Origin of the sequence: Caballeronia sp. SL2Y3 (assembly GCF_022879575.1) — a bacterium.
GTDB lineage: Bacteria > Pseudomonadota > Gammaproteobacteria > Burkholderiales > Burkholderiaceae > Caballeronia.
In genome coordinates, this window is sequence record NZ_CP084262.1 from 572070 (window position 1) to 589173 (window position 17104).

Here is a 17104-nt window from a genome sequence, read left to right on the forward strand (position 1 = left end):
CGGCCCATTTCGGGGTTCTTGCTGGCGGCCGCTTAGTCGCCGCCCAGTCACCGCTCCTTCACCGCTTCGTCGCCGCTTCTTCACCGCTTCCCTGCTTCGGCCTCCTTGCCGTAGCCCGTGAGTTCGAGATAGCCGCGTCCGCCCTTGCCTTCTGCCTGGCCCTGGCCCTTCACCGTCACGGCGCCTTCCCAGTACACCGCGCCGGTCGATTCGCGCGAGTCGAGTTCCTGATCGTCGATGAGCGGCGCGAGACGCCAGCGCATCGCGCCGACGCGCACGGTCATCGCGACCGGATAGCGCGTGTTCGTGCGCGGCGAGCGCCACTGCCGTTCCGGCGTGAACTCGACATCGCCGGGACCGAACTGCGTCGCGCGGCCATCGCGGTCGCGCAGCGCGGCGTGCGCCCAGACCGCGCGGCCATCGCGGCTGCGGACCTTGAACGCCATCAGCGCGGAACCGTCGTCGAGATTCGCGCCGAGCCAGTCCCAGCCGGCGGCGTCGGCGGGCAGCAAGGTGCTCGACCACTCGTGATCCAGCCACGCGCTGCCGGTGACATCGACCGTATCGCCTCGGCCTTTCGCCGAGGGCCGCGTGACGCTTCCCGTCACCTGCAACTGCGGTTCGCTGTAGTAATAGCTCGCTTCTTCCGGCGACGGCCCCTTGCGCGAATAACCGCCCTCGCCCTGAATCATCGGCGGCTGCGTCGGCGTGAACGTGAGATGCAGCGCGAAGCCGGCGGCATCCGCGCTCACGGTGTAGCGGCCATCCGCTTCGCGGACCATGCGCCATGCGTCGAGCTTGACGTCGGTGTTGCCGTTCGCCGCATACGCGAGCCCGAAGCCCTGCCGCGCGATGTCCTGATCGTGCACGAGCCGCCCGAACGCCGGATCCGAGAGCGCGGCGTGCGCGACGATGACCTGCGACGGATCGAACGCGCCGCCGCCGCCCTTTCCCGTATTCGAGCGAAAGAACGTGATCTGGAAGCCGAGCGGCTTCTTGTCCGGCGTTTGCAGCCAGCCGGTCGCATACCACCACTCCGTGCGATACGCGGGATGCGCGCCGCTGTCCTGCGGCCAGCCGATCGCCCGGCCCGGCACCACCGCCGCGAACGGCGCATCGGCGGCGAGCGCGCTCGTCGAAGAGAACGCGGCCAGCGCCACGAGCATCGCGATGAAGAAGCTGAAGCCGCGCATCACCAGTCCTCCCGGACGGCGCGCACCGCATCGACCGATACGGCGCGCCGCCCTGCCAGCACTGCCGTCGTGCAGGAAGACACGAGCATCACCACGCCGATGACGACGAGCATCGTCCACGGCACATGCAGCGACATGGTCCAGTGGAACGATTGCGGATTGACCACGAAAACGAGGATCAGACTGATGGCGAAGCCGAGCACGCAGCCCATGGCAATGCCGAGCAGCGTCAGCAGGCCGCCTTCGGATGCGAGCAGCGCGAGGATCTGCTTTCGCGTCACGCCGACATGGCGCAGCATGCCGAATTCGCGCGAGCGCGCGAGCGTCTGAACCGAGAACGTCGCCGCGACGCCGAACAAGCCGATGACGATCGCCACCGCTTCCAGGAGATACGTCACCGCGAAGCTGCGGTCGAAGATGGTCAGCGTGCGCGAGCGGATGTCGCCGGGCTGCGAGAACTCCAGCGCGTCGCCGAACGGCAGGCTTTGCAGCGCCGCGATGACCTGCCCTGCCCGCACGCCCGGACGCAGCGTGATGGCCACTTCGGTTGCGCCCATGTCGCCCGTCAGCCGCCGATAGTCCGCGAGCCGGAATTGCAGCGCGCCCGTCTGCCGCACGTAGTCGCGCCAGATGCCCGCCACGACGAAATGTTCGTCCGCGCCGCCGAGCGGCAGCGTGACGCGCTGGCCGGTGCGATAGCCGTACAGATCGGCCATCGCCTCGGACGCCCACACCGGGGTTTCGTCGGCGCGCCAGGCTTCGGGCGGCAGCGTCGCGCCGGTCATTTGCAGCATCGCGCCGGGGTCCGCGCCGTTGATCTCGCGGGCGATCACGGCGACCGGCGGTTTCGAGGCATCGAGCGTCACCTGCGACGAGCGCGAGAACGCTGCCCGCGCGACGCCGCCGGTGGCCGCGATCTGCGCCTGCTGCTGCGGCGTGAGGCCGCCCGTATCGCCGGTGGATGCGAGCCGCGCATAGACATCGGCGGAAAGCAGATGCTCCAGCCAGTCCACGACCGATATCCGGAAGCTCGCCACCATGATCGCCATCGCGACGATCAGCGTGAAGCTCGACAGCACGCCGCCCATGGCGATCGACGCCTGGCCCGGCGCGTTCGCGAGCCGCGCGAGCGCGAGCGTGCCCACCGCGCTGCGGCTATGGTTGCGGCGCAGCCACGCGTAAGCCGCGCTCGACGCGCCGAAGACCATCGCCGTGAGCCGCGGCATCAGCGCGATGCCGCCCACCAGCAGAAGCGCGACGGCGAGATAGCCCGCGATAGGCGCATCGTCGATGGGCGGCGCCTGCGTGAGCGCCGCGCCCGCGACGAGGCACAGCAGCGCGGGCCACGGCGTCGAAAGCGGCGAGAGCGCGGCTTCCTCGCTGCCCGCTTTCAATGCCGGCGCGGGGCGCGCACGGACCGCTTCCAGCGCCGGAACGAACGTGCCCGCGAGCGCGACGCTCAAGCCGAGCGCGAGAAAGATCGCGGTCGAGACCGGCTCGAAATGCACGCGCGGCTGCACGCCCGGGAAGTAGCCGCCGCCGAGATCGCTGCCGAAAAAGCGCAGCGCGAGTCCGGCCACCGCAAAGCCGAGCGCGATGCCCAACAGCGCGCCCGCCACGCCGAGCAGCGCGCCTTCGGTCATGATCTGCCGCACGAGCTGGCCGCGCGTCATGCCGAGCACGCGCAGCATCGCGAATTGCGCGCGGCGTCGCACGACGCCCGCCGCCTGCGTCGAGAAGACGAGGAACGCTCCGGTGAAGAGCGCAACGAGCGCGAGCACGTTCATGTTGATGCGGTAAGCGCGCGACAGCCTGTCCGTGCGGCTTTCGGTGTCGCGCGTCTCCGCGACGACGAAGCGCGGGCCGAGTTCGTCCTGCAACGCGCGGCGAAACGCTTCCCGGTCGACGCCGCGCGCGAGTTGAATATCCACGCGCGAAAGCCGTCCCTGCACGCCGAAACGCGACTGCACGGCGGCGATATCCATCACGCCGATACGCTGGCCTGGCAAAGCCCGCACGATGCCGCCCGCCACCCGCAAGCGCACCGGCGAGGTGGCGTTCTGCAATTCGACATCCGCGCCGACGCGCGTGTTCAGCCATTGCTGCGCGGCGGTCGAGAGAAAGATGGCGTCGTCCGACAAGACGTCGAGCGGCGTCTGCGGCGACGGCACGCCGGTCAGATCGGGCGCGATGCGCCTCGCGCGAAACACGTCGATGCCGAGCACCTTGAGCGGCGTGGTCTGCTTCGGCACCGCGACGTCGAGTTCGAGCACGGGGCTCGCCACGACGACGCCCCGGCGCATGGCGAGCATCGGATAAAGGCGCTCGTCGATGAACTGCTGCGCGCCGCGCACCTGCAAGTCCGCCTGCCCCGACAGGCTGCGCGCGGCGGCGGAGAACTCGTTGAAGGCCGCGCTGTTGATGAGTTGCACCGCGTAACCCAGCCCGACGCCGAGCGCGATCGTCAGCACGGCGACGAGCGCCCGCCCGCGATGACTGCGCCATTGCGCGCCCAGCAGCCAGCGCGCGAGCATGCGATGACCGGCGGCGCGCGCCATCATCGCGCGCGCGACTCGTTGAACGCCGCCAGCGACGCGGCTTCGTGCAGCGTGCCGTCGGCGAGGATCAGCACGCGGTCCGCGAACGCGGCGGCGGCTTCCGAATGCGTGACCATGATCGCGGCCGCACCGGTCGCTTTGGTTTCGGCGTGGAAGAGGCCGAGGATTTCGTGGGCGGTTTGCGGATCGAGATTGCCGGTCGGTTCGTCGGCGAGTATCAGCCGCGGGCGATGCACGAGCGCCCGCGCGATGGCGACGCGCTGAAGTTCTCCGCCGGAAAGCTGGCGCGGCAGATCGTTCTGACGATTGAAAAGTCCGACGGCGGCGAGCATGCCGTGGGCGGGTGTCGTGGGCAGGCCGTTCAGAAGCAGCGGCACCGCGACGTTCTGCACCAGCGTCAGATGCGGCAGCACGTGGAACGCCTGAAACACGAAGCCGAGCTTCTCGCGCCGCGTCTTGGTGGCGGCTTCGTCGCTCATCGCGGAGATGGGCACGCCGTCGATCAGAATCTCGCCGCTGTCAGGGGCGTCGAGGCCCGCGATCAGATTGAGCAGCGTGGATTTCCCCACGCCCGAGTCGCCCATGATCGCGATGAATTCGCTTGCGCCGAGCGTGAAGTCCAGCCCTGCAAGAATGGTTCTGCCGGGACCATAGGTTTTGTGAAGGCGGCGGCATTCCAGTGCGGGGCGTGTCATAGGCAAGCGCGCTCAGTATCCTCGGGTGACGAGTATTATGCCTAAGGTGTTTCATCCGATGTGAAAGCCCGTTCGCGTTTCGCATTCGCCTGATGTTTGGCGGCGCTTGGGATGTTGCACGGCAGGTTCGTTAGGATGACATCCTTCAAAGGCCGACGCATTCATTCGGAATGCGAACGATCTGAGCGGAGCGCCGACCGCGCCCTTAGCGCCCCGACCTCACCGCAGCGGCTTCGGCCGGCTTCTCCCAGCCGAACGCCTGCACGTCCGCCACCGCGCCGCCGACCGCCACGACGCCGCGTATCTCGCCCGGCATTGGCAGCACGACTCCGTGCCACGATGCATCCGCGCCGCTTTCGCTGCGTTCGGCGCGCGTCTTCGCGATACGCGCCGCATCCGCGAGCGCATCCGCCGTAAGGCCCACTCCGACGCTTGCCGCGCCCACCGCGATCACGATCCAGATGCCCGAATACGCGACATCGACGTGAACGCTGCGTTCGCCGCGCGGGTCGGTGGCGATGATGCGCTCGTCAGGGCCGTCCTCGACCTGGACTTCTTGCGGACGGCAGTCGAACATCTGCGAGACGACGAGCCGCAGTGTCGCGCGCGCCACGCCGAAACGCCGCCCGATGGCCGAATGCGGATGCAGCCGCGCGCGCCTGCGCTCCGCGACACTCAGCCAGCTTCCGACATTCGACGCCGACGCAAAGCGGAATTCGCTCGTGACGAGCCAGAGGCATAACTCGCCGCTCGCGGGCGGCCGGTCGACGGCACGCGATTTGGCGAGGTCGTGATAACGCCAGACGGCGTCATCGGCGAGTTTCAGCGGGAAAGAAGTGCAGACGCCTTGCATCACGCATGCAGGCTCGGTCGAAGGGCAAAGGAATGCGGCATGGCGGCCACCTCGCAGGTTGTTTTGTGGGGCGCCCGCGGGCGGGCCAACCGGCATTTTCGGGAACGGTTCCTTAACAAATGCTTAGGAGCCGGCCTTCATTCAGCATGCAATGCACTCGGGCCATCGTGGCGCCCGCATGCCGGAATATCGATTGCTGCCCTTTTCGACCCCCTGCTCTTCCGGAGAATCCTTATGGCACAAGCTGCTTTGTTCACTCCCACGCGCGTGCGCAACCTCGAACTGGCGAACCGTATCGTCATTGCACCGATGTGCCAGTACTCGGCCGAAGACGGCTGCATGAACGATTGGCATCTGATTCATCTCGGCCAGCTCGCGTTGTCGGGCGCGGCGCTGCTCACCATCGAGGCGACCGCCGTGCTGCCCGAAGGCCGCATCACGTGGGCGGATGTCGGCTTATGGAATGACGAGACCGAAGCCGCCATCGAACGCACGCTCAAGGGCATCCGCCGCTGGTCCGACATGCCGATCGCGATTCAGTTGAGCCACGCGGGCCGCAAGGCATCGACGGAAGTGCCGTGGGAAGGCGGCGCGCAGCTCGCGCCCGATCACGCGCATGGCTGGCAGACCGAAGCGCCCTCGTCCGTGCCGTACGAAGAGAGCGAAACGCCGCCGGTCGCGCTCGACCGCGCGGGGCTCGAACGCATCCGCGACGCCTTCGCCGCCTCGGCGCAACGCGCCGCGCGACTCGGCATCGACCTCATTCAGATTCACGCGGCGCACGGTTATCTGCTGCATCAGTTTCTGTCGCCGCTTTCGAACCGGCGCGACGACGAATACGGCGGCTCGCTCGAAAACCGCATGCGCTTCCCGCTCGAAGTCTTCGACGCCGTGCGCGGCGCCTTCCCCGAGGACCGGCCGGTGACGGTGCGCGTGTCCGGCACCGACTGGGTGGAAGGAGGCTGGGATATCGAAGAGACCATCGCCTTCGCACAGGCGCTGGAGGCGCGCGGCTGCGACTCGATCCACGTCTCGAGCGGCGGCCTGCACCCGGCGCAGAAGATTCCCGTCGGTCCCAGCTATCAGGTGCCGCTTGCGCGCGCGGTCAAGGGCGCGGTGAAGATGCCGGTCGTCGCGGTGGGCCTGATCACCGGCATCGAGCAGGCGGAGAGCATTATCGGAACGGGCGACGCGGACATGATCGCGCTCGCCCGCACCGCGCTCTACGACCCGCGCTGGCCGTGGCACGCGGCGGCGCAACTGGGCGCGCACGTGCGCGCGCCGAAGCAGTATTTGCGCTCGCAGCCGCATCAATATAGGGACTTGTTCGAAGAGGACTGAGGCTCCGCGCCAACGTCGCGGCGTGCTATCTTCAAGCCGTCGCGCGTCGCCGTGTCATGTGGTGCCATCATGAGTCAAGTCCGCTATCCGCTCGGACCCGACGACCGGGTGCATCTTCTCTGCTGGCTCACATGCGGCTTTCTCGGCGCGTTCTATCTCGAAGGCGCGTGGCCCGAACCGTCGTTTCAGGTGCGCGCCGCGCATCGCTGGCTGGACAACCACAACCGCGCCGCCGACTGGATCGAGACCGCGAAGCTCTCCGTCACCGCGCAGGCGCTCGCGTCGCGCTTCTGTCCGCTGCTCGATACGGAAGCAGGCCGCAGCGCCATCGAAAAGATCATCGAAGGCGACGACCTCGACTACGAGAGCGAGCTCGTTCAGCGCATTTTCCACGCGTGCGTCGTTCAGCTGACGGACCGGCGGCGGCCCTCGCGCTGAAGTCGCGCAACCACGCGCGCGGCGTTGTTTTCGTCCGACAGAACGCCTTTCCGCCCCACGCTTATTTCGCTTGACAAGCCAGTTGCCAGCGCCTTGCAGCAAGCCTTCGACCGTGCGTATTTTTTCTACGGCACCAATGTGCGGTAGCACACACTTCGGCGTTCGGGCGCGTTGCTAAATTCGTGCCGCCTGCTCGCACATCGATGTTCGCCCTCTCGCTAGTCGATGACGGCGCGGCTACACCGTCAGCGGCCAAACGAAAAACAAATCGACACAGTCCGGAGGGTGTATGCAGTGCAGCATCGGTTCTTTCAGTCGCGCCTCGCGGCTTCGGCCGCTCGCGGCCATCGTGCCGCTTATCGTCGGTCTTCACGCCGCGCACGCCGCGCCGCCGCTGCCGAGCGGCGGCCAGTTCGCCGCGGGCAGCGGTTCGATCACCGGCGGCGGCCGGTCGCTCGTGATCGACCAGACTTCGACGCGCGGCGTGATCGACTGGAAGAGCTTTTCCATCGGCAGCGGCCGCCAGGTCACGTTCAACAACGGCAACGGCGCGACGCTCAATCGCGTGACGGGCGGCGATCCGTCCACCATTCTCGGCCAGCTCACGGCGAGCGGCAGCGTGTATCTCATCAACCCGCAAGGCGTGGTGATCGGGCCGGGCGGCGTGGTCGCGACGGGCGGGCGCTTCGTCGCGTCGTCGCTGAACGCGAGCGACGCGGCCTTCATGAAAGGCGGCGACCTCACGTTTTCCGGCGACGGCCGCGGCGTTGTGATGAATCTCGGCAAGATCGGATCGAGCGGCGGCGATGTCTTCCTCGTCTCGCGCACGGCTGCGGTGAACGCCGGCTCGATCGACGCGCCTAAAGGCAGCGCGGAACTGGCGACAGGCGCACAAGTGCTGCTGCACGATTCGTCGAGCGGGCAGCAGATTTTCGTGCAGACGGGCAGCCAAGGCACGGTCGCGAACGCGGGCGTGATCCGAGCCGCGCAGGCGAGCCTTCAGGCCGCCGACGGCAACGTCTACGCGCTCGCGGGTAATAACGCGGCGATCCGCGCGACCGGCACCGCGAAGCGCGACGGCCACGTGTGGCTCGTCGCCGATCAGGGCGCGGTGCACGCGGCGGGCACGCTCGCCGCGACGAATGGCAACGGCAGCGGCGGCACGGTCGAAACCCGCGCGGCCACGCTCGATGTCGCGAACGCAAACGTTGTCGCGGGGGAGTGGTCGCTCTCGTCGCCGACGCTCGCGATCGACAGCGCCACCGCGAACGCGTTGTCGCGCAGCCTCGCCAACGGCACGTCCGTGAATGCGCAGTCCGGCGGCGATCTGACCGTGAACGGCAACGTGCGATGGAACGGCAACGCGTCGCTGACGCTCGGCGCGGCGCATGACGTCACGGTGGCGCAGGCATCGACTATCGCGAACACGGGCGGCGGCAATCTCACGCTGCGCGCCGATGCGAACGGCGTCGACAACGGCGGCAGCGTGACCAATCGCGGCACGATCGACTGGTCGGGCAGCACGGGCATCGTGAGCGCGCTCTACGACATGAACGGCAGCTACGCGCCCGGCACGCTGCTCACGCACGCCGGCTGGACGGCCGCGCCGTATAGCGGCGTCGTCACGCAGATCACCGCGTACAAGCTCGTCAACACGCTCGCCGATCTCGGCGGCGTCTCGCAGAACCTCGCGGGCAACTATGCGCTCGGCAAGGACATCGACGCGAGCGCGACCGCGTATCCCAACTTCTTCACGCCGATCGGCGCGACGCCCGACACGCCGTTCACCGGCCAGTTCGACGGCTTCGGCCACAGCATCGACCGGCTCGCGTCGAGCGATTCTTCGTCGTCGGGCTATGTCGGCATGTTCGGGGTGATCGGCGCGAGCGGCGTCGTGCGCGACATCGAGCTGACGAACGCCAGCGTGGGCGGCGGCGCGCCCGGAACCTACGGCCTGCTCGCCGCGCAGAACAACGGCCTGATCACGTATGCGTCGACCTCGGGCGACTTGTCGTTCGGCGGCTTCGGCGGCGGAGGAAACGGCGGGCTCGTCGGCGCGAACAACGGCCGCATCGAGCGTTCGTCGAGCAGCGCGACGGTCGGCTTCCAGGGCCCGTCCGGCGGCCTCGTGGGCGTGAACACCGGGACCATCGCGCAGTCGTATGCGACGGGCAATGTGACCGGCGGCTCGCATGCATCGGTGGGCGGGCTTGTCGCCTTCAATAACGGCACGATCACGCAGTCCTACGCGACCGGCAGCACCGGCGGCCAGACCGGCGACGGCGGACTCGTCTACGACAACGGCAGCGCGGGCGTCATCAACGAGTCCTTCGCGGTCGGTCAGGTCGGCGGCGACGGGCCTCCGTTTGCCGGCTACGGCGGCATCGCGGCGTTGAACGAGGGCGTGATCGGCAGCAACGTCTACTGGAACCGCGACACGACGACGCGCACCAACGCCGTGGCCGTCGACAACGGCACCGCGCCGGGCGACGCAAACGGCCTCTCGAACGCGCAAATGCGCGTGCCGGGCAACTTCGCGTCGTGGAACTTCGGCGCGGGCGGCGCGTGGACGATGCCGGCGAACGCGACGCATCCGGTTCTGAGCTGGGAGCAGGCGCGGCCCTGACGCGTCTCGCAGGGAGTTGAAGGGCGCGCAGCCGCCCGCCCTTCAACTCCCGATCACGACGAACACTTCGCCGAGCGGCACCTTCGATCCATTCGGCACGACCGCTTTCAGCGGGAACCCGAACGTTCCCCGAACGCTGACGAAGCGCCCCATCTGGAAGCGAATGCCCGCGCCGACGCTCGCAAGCGATGCGTTGTTGACCTCGCCCGCTTCGGGAATGCGGTTCCACACGTGTCCGGCATCGAAGAATATGAACGGCTGCATCGCCGCGACGCCTAAGGTGAGCGCGGGCGCGCGCATTTCCGTCTGCACGTTCCAGCCGCGATCGCCTTGCGCCGCATACGGCTCGTAGCCGCGCACGGTCGCATCGCCGCCCAGCCCGAGTTCTTCGCTCGGCAAAAGCGTGTTGCCGGTCCACTGGAAAAGCGCCCGCGCGGACACCGAAAACCCCGACGCGCCCAAGAGCGACTCATGCTGCCCCGACAGTTGGAAGTACTGATAACGCGGCGTCGCGCCGAGCCGCGCGGCATCGAAGGCCGCTTCGTTGTTGCTGCTGTCGAGACGGCCGGGACTCGCAAAAAGCGACGCGTTCAGATGCGTGCTGCGCGCCGGGTCGCTGTTCGTGAGATCGTAGGCCAGCACGAACTGGTGGATATGCGTGTTCGCGTTGAATACCTGAAAGCCGCCGAATTCTAGGTCGTTGTTCGAGCGCTTGAAGTCATAGCCGAACTGAACTTGCTGCTGCCATGCGCCTGCGTTGTCGAGCGGCGGAAGCACGCGGTCGTAGCGAAAGCTCACCTGCGAACTGGTGCCGGTCTGTCCGTAACTGTCCGGCAGACGCGGCGTGCTTTGCGCGAAGACGCCGAATAGTTCGATGCGATCGAGCCATGGCAGCGGCGCGAAAAAGTTGAACGCGTGGGCGACGAAGCGCGGACGGTCGGGGCGTCCTTCGATATCGGGGTTGCCCGAAAAGAGGTCGTTGCTCGCCGTCGCCTGATAGCCGATGCGCGCATCGATGCCGAACAGGTTGCCGTAGTCGAAGCCCGCGAGAAACCGGTCGCGTCCCAGATCGCGCACGCCGTCGTTGTTGTAGCCGCCGTACACGCGCAACGGCAGGCGGTCGTCGGTTTGCAGCACGACGTCGGTGGTGTTCTGCGCTTCGCCCGGCGCATAGATCACATCGACTCGGCGATACGGATTCGCGTTGAGCAGCGCGAGCCCCGCTGCGACATCGGCCTCGTGGATCGGCTCGCCGCTCGCAAGCGGCATCTCGCGCGTGAGCAGCGCATCGGAGAAATAGCGGTTGCCCTTCGCCATCACGCGCCCCGCTCGAAACTCGGCGACCGCGATGGTCACCACGCCGTTGCTCACGTCCTGCTCGGGCACGTAGACATCGACGAGCGGCTGGCCCGCGTCGCGATATCGCTGCACGACCGCGCGGCGAATCTGCGCGAGACGCGCGAAGGTGAGCGGCTTGCCGAGATCGGCAGCGAAGGTGTCGAGAAACGCTGCGTCGACGAGCGGAAGGTCCGTGGACGTGATCGCGCCCTGCGCGGCGGACTGCGAGGCGGATTGGCGATGGCCCGATGCGGCCTCGCCTGCGCGCGCGAACGCAATGCCGCGCAAGTCTTCGATCGCGACGGCCTGCGACTCGTCGGCCGCTGGCTGCGGCGGCTGCGGCGCGTGCGGGCGCTCGGCGGCGGGCGGCGCAATCGGCGCGACATCGCGATAAGCCTGCGCGGCGGCATCGCCCATCTGCGCGCAGAAAGCCGCCACCGCGACGGCCAGCGCGCGCATCGGCGGAAAAAGACGCGTCATGCGCCGCGAAGGCACATGGCCCAACTCTCGACGCGGCGGGCAGGCAAGCCGCGCCGCGCCGTGTCAGTGTCCGTGTCAGCGTGTGTCACGCCGCCTCCGATGCTGTCCGTTGCTGGGCCGCCGACTATATATCGGCGGCGGTCCGGCCCGCCAGCGTGCGTCCGGCGCGAATGTGCGAAAGCGCACGGTAAGCAGGCCACTCGGCTTACGCGCGCGCAACGCATCACGCGTTCACGGCTTCAGCACGACCTTGATGCAGCCGTCTTCCTTGTCGCGGAACGTTTTGTACATGGCCGGTCCGTCCGCGAGCGAGACCGTGTGCGTGATGACGAACGACGGGTCGATCTGTCCGTCCTGAATGCGCCGGAGCAGGTCGTCCGTCCAGCGGTTCACGTGCGTCTGACCCATGCGCCACGTCAGTCCCTTGTTCATCGCGGCGCCGAACGGAATCTTGTCGATGAGCCCGCCGTACACGCCCGGCACCGACAGCGTGCCCGCCGGACGGCACACGTAGATCATCTCGCGCAGCACGTGCGGACGGTCCGTCTCCAGCATCACGGCCTGCTTCGCGCGGTCGTACATGGCATCGACGGAACGCGTGGCGTGCGATTCCATGCCCACCGCGTCGATGCACTTTTCCGGACCCTTGCCCTGCGTGAGATCGGCCAGACGTTCCAGCACGCTTTCTTCCTTGAAGTTGATGACGGTCGCGCCGCCCGCGCGCGCCATCGCGAGGCGCTCGGGCACGCAGTCGATCGCGATCACCTGCTTTGCGCCCAGGAGCACCGCGCTGCGAATCGCCATCTGTCCGACCGGGCCCGCGCCCCAGATCGCGACCGTGTCCGTCGGTTCGATATCGCATTGCACGGCGGCCTGCCAGCCGGTCGGGAAGATATCGCCGAGAAAGAGCACTTGCTCGTCGGTCAGGCCATCCGGAATCTTGACGTGCGTCTTGTCGGCGAACGGCACCCGCACGTATTCGGCCTGTCCGCCGGGATAGCCGCCCGTCAGGTGCGTGTAGCCGAAGAGGCCCGCTGTGGTGTGGCCGAAGACCTTGTCCGCGACATCCTTGTTGCGGTTGCTGCGTTCGCACACCGAGAAATTGCCGCGCTTGCACTGGTCGCACTCGCCGCAAACGATCGTGAACGGCACGACGATGCGATCGCCCTTCTTGAGCGCGCTGTTCCCCGCGCCGACTTCGACCACCTCACCCATGAACTCGTGGCCCATGATGTCGCCGGATTCCATGCCAGGCATGAAGCCGTCGAAGAGATGCAGGTCCGAACCGCAGATTGCACACGTCGATACCTTGATGATGGCATCGCGCGGGTGCTCGATGACGGGGTCCGGGACTGTCTCGTATCGGATGTCTTTCTTGCCTTGCCAAATCAGCGCCTTCATTGTTTACCTCCAGCGGGAGTGAAAGGTCGGGTCGCGTGTCGAATCGCTGAACAACGGAAAGCCGCGACCGCAGAGCAGGTGCAGCAACGCGTGTTCCGCGCTGGCGGCGCCCGGTCCACGACGTACGCAAAGGCAGCCCGCGCAGCAGCACGTAAGCAATGCAATAACGCGACTGGCTCAATCGACGTGCCGCGTAAGCCGCGACATGCCCCACGGTTGGGAAAACGCCCGCGCGAACCGCGCCGCGAGTCGCCCCTATCGACGCGATTGGAAAAATCCAACGACCCGGCGCGCCGTGGGAATACCCACTGCTAATCAATCGATGCGCCCATCCGGATCTAACCTTGGACGCTCGATGGCGCTTCCCCGCATCGCTTGTTTGGAACTCTCGCACTTTCATCGAAGGAGCCTGCCATGTTCATACACAACAAACGTCTGCAATACACGGTGCGCGTTGCCGCGCCCAATCCCGGCTTAGCCAATCTGCTCCTCGAGCAGTTCGGCGGCCCGCAAGGCGAGCTTGCCGCCGCCATGCGCTACTTCACGCAAGCAGTGACCGAAGACGATCCGGGCCGCAAGGACATGCTGTTCGATATCGCGACCGAAGAAATGAGCCACCTGGAAGTGATCGGCAGCATCGTCGCGATGCTGAACAAGGGTGCGAAGGGCGCGCTGGCCGAAGCGGTGGAGCAGGAAGCCGAGTTGTATCGCTCGATGACGGGCAACGGCAACGATTCGCACACGACCGCGATTCTGTACGGCGCGGGCACGCCGCTGACGAACTCGGCCGGCGTGCCGTGGACGGCGGCGTATATCGACACCATCGGCGAGCCGACGGCCGATCTGCGCTCGAACATCGCGGCCGAAGCGCGCGCGAAGATCGTCTATGAACGCCTGATCAACGTGACGGACGATCCCGGCATCAAGGACGCGCTAGGCTTCCTGATGACGCGTGAAATCGCGCATCAGAAGTCGTTCGAGAAGGCGCTGCATTCCATTCAGCCGAACTTCCCGCAAGGCAAGCTGCCGGGCGTGCCGGAGTTCACGAGCGTGTACTTCAATATGTCGAAGGGCGACGACGCACGCGGGCCGTGGAACGAAGGCGGCGACTGGAAGTTCGTCGAGGACCCGCAGCCCGCAGTCGATGGCGGCGACGGCACGGCGAGCGTGACCGTGAGCGAGCTGGAGAAGGACGCGCTCACCACGATGGCGACGCGCACCGCGTCCGACCCCGCCGCCGACCCCGTGACGGGCGCGGACCTGGGCTCGGGCAAGGCAGTCTGACGCGCACATTGCGCGACAGCGCCGCAAGAACAAACGGCCGCGATCGTTACGATCGCGGCCGTTTGCTTTGGTGAGGCGTTGGGGAAACTCAGTGCAGCTTAGAACCGGTGACGCAGACCCACCGCAGCGGCGACCTGATTCTGCGAGGTCGACGGCGACAGCGTGTTGATGATCGCGACGTTCGCGCCTGCGTTGCCGAGCTGGCCGGACGCATGCTGATACACGCCTTCGACATAGACATCCGTGCGGCGCGACAGCGAGTAGTCGGCTTGCAGCGAGACGGTATGCCACTTCGGATCGCCCGTGCCGTTCGAGCCCGTGAGCTTGCCGTCGGTGTACGTGTAGGCGGCGTCGAGGTTCAAAGCCGGCGTCAGCGCATAGCGGCCGTTTAGCTCGAAGTTGTTCAGATGCAGGTTCGTGCCGGTCGGGAGCGTGAACGACGCGCCGCCCTGCGACGCCGCGATCAGGCCGTCATAGTGCGTGTTCGTCCACACGAAGCCCACCGTCGCCGGACCGTAGGCGTAGTTCACGCCTGCGCCGAACGTGCGTTGCAGGTCCGCGGTCAGGTTGCCCTTGTTGCTCTGCCCCGCCGATACCGCGCCGCCCGAGTTGAAGTTGCGCGAGTTGTTCGTTTGCAGGTAAGCCGCCGCGAAGTTCAGCGGGCCGGCCGTGTACGACGCGCCGGCGCTCCATGCGCGGTTATTCGAGAACTGGCCGGCGTCGTTGCTGAAGCCATACAGACCGCCGAACTTGAAGCCCGCGTAATTCGCGCTGCGATACTTGACCGAATTCTTGATCGAGAACGAGTTGTCGAGATTGTCGTTATCGAACGGATGCGCGCTCAGGTTGTTGCCATAGCCCGCGCCCGCTTCGGAAAGCGGCCCGAGAAAATCGACCATCGAATCGTATTGACGGCCAAGCGTGACAGTACCGAACTGATCGCTTTGCAAACCGACATACGCCTGGCGATTGAACATGCCGTCCTGATTGAAGCCGCCGTTATTCAGGTTGAAGCCGCTCTCCAACTTGAAGAGCGCGTGCAACCCGCCGCCCAGATCTTCGCTGCCGCGCAAGCCGAAATACGTATCGGAGACGGAACCGCTGCCTTGTTGCCAATTGCTGTGGCCGCCAGCGTTATTGGCGTACACGAGGCCGGCGTCCAGCATGCCGTATAGCGTGACGCTGCTTTGTGCCTGTGCCGAAGCCGCAAAGGCGCCGAGCACGCCCACAATGAGGAGATTTCTTTTCATGGTTGCTGTGTGTCCTGATTTGGAGCAAAGGCTTCCCGGGGCGATGCGCCTTGTCCCCGGAAGGCTCGACACACTTTAAGCAAAGCGCTCTCATACGTCGCGTTATTCGGCGCGTTTCGCCGGGTAAGAATCTATTGCTAAAAATAGAATGAGCCTGCTCGAGCGCGTGTTAATGCTTTACGGTCAATCGCTTAGTGTCATCGAAGCTTAACGGTCGCTCATTTCGATGTTGCACACGGACCACGTTATTCATGCGCCATCTGGAGAGGTGCTTTGCAGATGAGCGCGTTGATCGAGGCGTTTGCGCTCGTTAATCTTTCGAAGGTCTAAAGTCTTTGACACGAGTTGCAGTCTGAGGACACGGGGCGGTTTCGCGAGAGGAAACCGCCCCACTTTCCACATCGCCCGTCAGGCAGCGGGATCGAGTTTCACCTTGATCCATCCCGGCTGACGCAGATCGAATGCCTTATAGGCGTCGATGACGTTCATCATCGGCTCGCGCGTCGTCAATACGCGAAGCGGATCGAACGAACCGTTGCTCACGCGCTCGATCAAGGCCGGCGTAATCGAGCGATGGTTGCAGTTGCCCATCTTGACGGTGAGATTCTTGTTCATCGCGATGCCGAGCGGGAAGAAGCGGTCGTTCGGCGGATATACGCCGATCACGCCGAGCGTGCCCGCCTTCGCGAGCGCGGCAACGGCCCAGTCGATCGCTTGCGTCGGCGCATTGCCGGGCGTCCAGTTGTCGCCGTCCTGATTGCGCTCGGGCGTGACCGTGCGGCTTTCCTGTTCCGCCTGTTTGATCTTGTCTTCCGACGCCGCCGGCCCGCCTTCGGGATGCACCGCATCCACGCCGACCGCGTCGATTGCACGATCCACGCCGATGCCGTTCGTCAGCTCCAGAATCGCCTGCACCGGGTCTTCCTGATCGAAGTTCACCGTTTCCGCGCCCTGCGCGCGCGCCATGTCGAGACGATCCTGCAAGCGGTCGACAGCGATCACGCGGCCCGCGCCGAGCATCCATGCGCTCGCTATCGCAAACTGGCCCACCGGTCCCGCGCCGAACACGGCGACGGTATCGCCCGGACGCACTCCCGCCAGTTGCGCGCCGAAAAAGCCGGTCGGGAAGATATCGGAGATGAGAATGGCGCGCTCGTCATCGACGTTCTCAGGCAGCTTGATGAGGCTCGCGTTCGCGAGCGGCGTGCGCGCCAATTCGGCTTGCAGGCCGTTGATGGGACCGGTAGCCTTCGGTCCGCCGTAGAACGCCGTGCCCGCGGACGGACCGTTCGGGTTCGCGAGGTCGCATTGCGCGGTGTAGCCCTGCCGGCAGTACCCGCAGCATCCGCACGAAATGGTCGACGGAATCAGCACCCGATCACCGCGCTTCAGGTTGCGCACGCCCTTGCCGATCTCTTCGATGATGCCCACGCCTTCATGACCGAGGATCGTCCCCGGCACCATGCCGGAAAACGTGCCGCGCACCATGTGCAGGTCCGTGCCGCAGATGGCGCTCGCGGTGAGCCGGACCACCGCGTCGTGATCGTGCTGAATCGTCGGGTCAGCAACGTTGTCGAGCGATATGTCGCCTATGCCGTGAAACACGACTGCTTTCATCGTCTGACTCCCGGGAAGGTTGATCGAACG

At 66.3% G+C, this 17104-nt stretch carries 12 protein-coding genes; 4 read left to right on the forward strand and 8 right to left on the reverse strand.

Annotated features, from left to right (window positions below):
- Positions 1 to 80 precede the first annotated feature (80 nt).
- From LDZ26_RS21505 to LDZ26_RS21520, 4 genes are all read right to left on the reverse strand, one after another.
- Positions 81 to 1193: a lipocalin-like domain-containing protein gene (locus LDZ26_RS21505; protein WP_370650740.1), complete on the reverse strand. Its 1113-nt coding sequence runs from the start codon at positions 1191 to 1193 to the stop codon at positions 81 to 83.
- Positions 1193 to 3754, reverse strand: a complete 2562-nt coding sequence (locus tag LDZ26_RS21510; protein ID WP_244850669.1) for an FtsX-like permease family protein — start codon at positions 3752 to 3754, stop codon at positions 1193 to 1195. Before LDZ26_RS21510 ends, LDZ26_RS21505 begins: the two co-directional genes overlap by 1 nt.
- A complete protein-coding gene (locus tag LDZ26_RS21515; RefSeq protein WP_244850670.1) occupies positions 3751 to 4446 on the reverse strand; it encodes an ABC transporter ATP-binding protein in 696 nt (231 codons plus the stop codon). Before LDZ26_RS21515 ends, LDZ26_RS21510 begins: the two co-directional genes overlap by 4 nt.
- A gap of 205 nt (positions 4447 to 4651) precedes the next feature.
- Entirely contained in the window at positions 4652 to 5299 is a 648-nt protein-coding gene (locus tag LDZ26_RS21520; RefSeq protein WP_244850671.1) for a hypothetical protein, read from the reverse strand.
- Between the two features lie 234 nt (positions 5300 to 5533).
- Here LDZ26_RS21520 and LDZ26_RS21525 point away from each other — a divergent pair, with 234 nt between their 5' ends.
- The 3 genes from LDZ26_RS21525 (at position 5534) to LDZ26_RS21535 (ending at position 9704) form a co-directional block, all read left to right on the forward strand.
- A complete protein-coding gene (locus LDZ26_RS21525) occupies positions 5534 to 6640 on the forward strand; it encodes an NADH:flavin oxidoreductase/NADH oxidase (protein ID WP_244850672.1) in 1107 nt (368 codons plus the stop codon).
- Between the two features lie 69 nt (positions 6641 to 6709).
- Positions 6710 to 7078 (forward strand): hypothetical protein, encoded by a 369-nt coding sequence (locus LDZ26_RS21530; RefSeq protein WP_244850673.1) that lies wholly within the window; start codon positions 6710 to 6712, stop codon positions 7076 to 7078.
- A 289-nt stretch (positions 7079 to 7367) separates the two neighbouring features.
- Complete coding sequence (locus LDZ26_RS21535; protein WP_244850674.1) at positions 7368 to 9704, forward strand: filamentous hemagglutinin N-terminal domain-containing protein; 2337 nt, start codon at positions 7368 to 7370, stop codon at positions 9702 to 9704.
- A 42-nt stretch (positions 9705 to 9746) separates the two neighbouring features.
- Here LDZ26_RS21535 and LDZ26_RS21540 read toward each other — a convergent pair whose 3' ends face one another.
- Both LDZ26_RS21540 and LDZ26_RS21545 read right to left on the reverse strand, forming a co-directional pair.
- Positions 9747 to 11501 carry a ShlB/FhaC/HecB family hemolysin secretion/activation protein gene (locus LDZ26_RS21540; protein ID WP_244851123.1) on the reverse strand — a complete coding sequence of 585 codons (1755 nt, stop codon included), beginning with the start codon at positions 11499 to 11501 and terminating at the stop codon, positions 9747 to 9749.
- 252 nt (positions 11502 to 11753) lie between these two features.
- Positions 11754 to 12923: a zinc-dependent alcohol dehydrogenase gene (locus tag LDZ26_RS21545; protein ID WP_244850675.1), complete on the reverse strand. Its 1170-nt coding sequence runs from the start codon at positions 12921 to 12923 to the stop codon at positions 11754 to 11756.
- Positions 12924 to 13337: 414 nt separating this feature from the next.
- Here LDZ26_RS21545 and LDZ26_RS21550 point away from each other — a divergent pair, with 414 nt between their 5' ends.
- Positions 13338 to 14207: a manganese catalase family protein gene (locus LDZ26_RS21550; RefSeq protein ID WP_244850676.1), complete on the forward strand. Its 870-nt coding sequence runs from the start codon at positions 13338 to 13340 to the stop codon at positions 14205 to 14207.
- A gap of 98 nt (positions 14208 to 14305) precedes the next feature.
- Here the strand turns inward: LDZ26_RS21550 and LDZ26_RS21555 are convergent, their stop codons facing one another.
- Positions 14306 to 15457 (reverse strand): porin, encoded by a 1152-nt coding sequence (locus tag LDZ26_RS21555; RefSeq protein WP_244850677.1) that lies wholly within the window; start codon positions 15455 to 15457, stop codon positions 14306 to 14308.
- A gap of 408 nt (positions 15458 to 15865) precedes the next feature.
- Complete coding sequence (locus LDZ26_RS21560; RefSeq protein ID WP_244850678.1) at positions 15866 to 17074, reverse strand: zinc-dependent alcohol dehydrogenase; 1209 nt, start codon at positions 17072 to 17074, stop codon at positions 15866 to 15868.
- Between the last annotated feature and the right edge of the window lie 30 nt (positions 17075 to 17104).

Bases quoted from the DNA above. Each gene is read 5' to 3' on its own strand.
- LDZ26_RS21545 (WP_244850675.1), bottom strand. From the start codon at position 12,923: ATGAAGGCGCTGATTTGGCAAGGCAAGAAAGACATCCGATACGAGACA.
- LDZ26_RS21530 (WP_244850673.1), top strand. From the start codon at position 6,710: ATGAGTCAAGTCCGCTATCCGCTCGGACCCGACGACCGGGTGCATCTT.
- LDZ26_RS21535 (WP_244850674.1), top strand. From the start codon at position 7,368: ATGCAGTGCAGCATCGGTTCTTTCAGTCGCGCCTCGCGGCTTCGGCCG.
- LDZ26_RS21505 (WP_370650740.1), bottom strand. From the start codon at position 1,193: ATGCGCGGCTTCAGCTTCTTCATCGCGATGCTCGTGGCGCTGGCCGCG.
- LDZ26_RS21560 (WP_244850678.1), bottom strand. From the start codon at position 17,074: ATGAAAGCAGTCGTGTTTCACGGCATAGGCGACATATCGCTCGACAAC.
- LDZ26_RS21555 (WP_244850677.1), bottom strand. From the start codon at position 15,457: ATGAAAAGAAATCTCCTCATTGTGGGCGTGCTCGGCGCCTTTGCGGCT.
- LDZ26_RS21515 (WP_244850670.1), bottom strand. From the start codon at position 4,446: ATGACACGCCCCGCACTGGAATGCCGCCGCCTTCACAAAACCTATGGT.
- LDZ26_RS21525 (WP_244850672.1), top strand. From the start codon at position 5,534: ATGGCACAAGCTGCTTTGTTCACTCCCACGCGCGTGCGCAACCTCGAA.
- LDZ26_RS21510 (WP_244850669.1), bottom strand. From the start codon at position 3,754: ATGATGGCGCGCGCCGCCGGTCATCGCATGCTCGCGCGCTGGCTGCTG.
- LDZ26_RS21540 (WP_244851123.1), bottom strand. From the start codon at position 11,501: ATGCGCGCGCTGGCCGTCGCGGTGGCGGCTTTCTGCGCGCAGATGGGC.
- LDZ26_RS21520 (WP_244850671.1), bottom strand. From the start codon at position 5,299: ATGCAAGGCGTCTGCACTTCTTTCCCGCTGAAACTCGCCGATGACGCC.
- LDZ26_RS21550 (WP_244850676.1), top strand. From the start codon at position 13,338: ATGTTCATACACAACAAACGTCTGCAATACACGGTGCGCGTTGCCGCG.